Raw genomic sequence first — 712 nt, forward strand, 5'->3', positions numbered from 1 at the left:
GTCATAGACGATCCTGGCCGTCAGCTTGTCGCGGTTGGTGATCGGCAGGAAGATGTCGATCGGTCCCTTTGCCTTCAGCGTCACCCCGGATTTGGCGCCGCCGAAAACCTGGGCTTCTCCAACCACCTCGTCCCTGGCGAAAATTTCGGTCTTCTCGAAGGAGCGGACACCCCAGTCGAGCAGCTTTCGCGCTTCCTCGGCGCGCTCCTTGTCCGAGGCCAGCCCGCTCATCGCCGCGATCACGCGGGTACCATTGTGGCTGAGCGAACCGACGATGCCGAAGCCGGCTGCCTCGCTCGCCCCGACCGCCAGGCCGTCGGCGCCGATGTCCATCGCCAGCAGCGGATTGCGGTTCCTCTGTGAGATCTTGTTCCAGGTGAAATCCTTTTGGGCATAATAGCGATAGAAATCCGGATAATCGCGCCACAGGTGCAGGGCGAGCTGCGCCAGCTCGCGCACGGTCGTCTGCTGGCCATCCGCCGGCAGGCCGGTCGAATTGACGAAAGTCGACGTCTTGAGGCCGATCTGGCGGGCGCGTTCGGTCATCTGCACGGCAAAATTGTCTTCGGATCCCGACATGCCTTCGGCGATGACGATGCAGCCGTCATTGGCCGCCTGCACGGTCACGCCCTGAATCAGGTCTTCGAGCCGGATCGACGACTTGAGCTTGGCGAACATCGTCGATGTTCCCGAAGGCGCGCCACCCTTGCGC

Annotated in this window: 1 protein-coding gene; it reads right to left on the reverse strand. The window is 62.8% G+C overall.

Going from position 1 to position 712, the window contains the following annotated elements; translation table 11 throughout:
- On the reverse strand, nucleotides 1-712 hold a 712-nt coding region (locus tag ENZ74_RS33470; RefSeq protein ID WP_164761482.1), incomplete at both ends, for a D-alanyl-D-alanine carboxypeptidase family protein.

Source organism: Mesorhizobium sp. M7A.F.Ca.CA.002.15.2.1, assembly GCF_003998715.1.
GTDB classification, from domain to species: Bacteria; Pseudomonadota; Alphaproteobacteria; order Rhizobiales; family Rhizobiaceae; genus Mesorhizobium; species Mesorhizobium ciceri.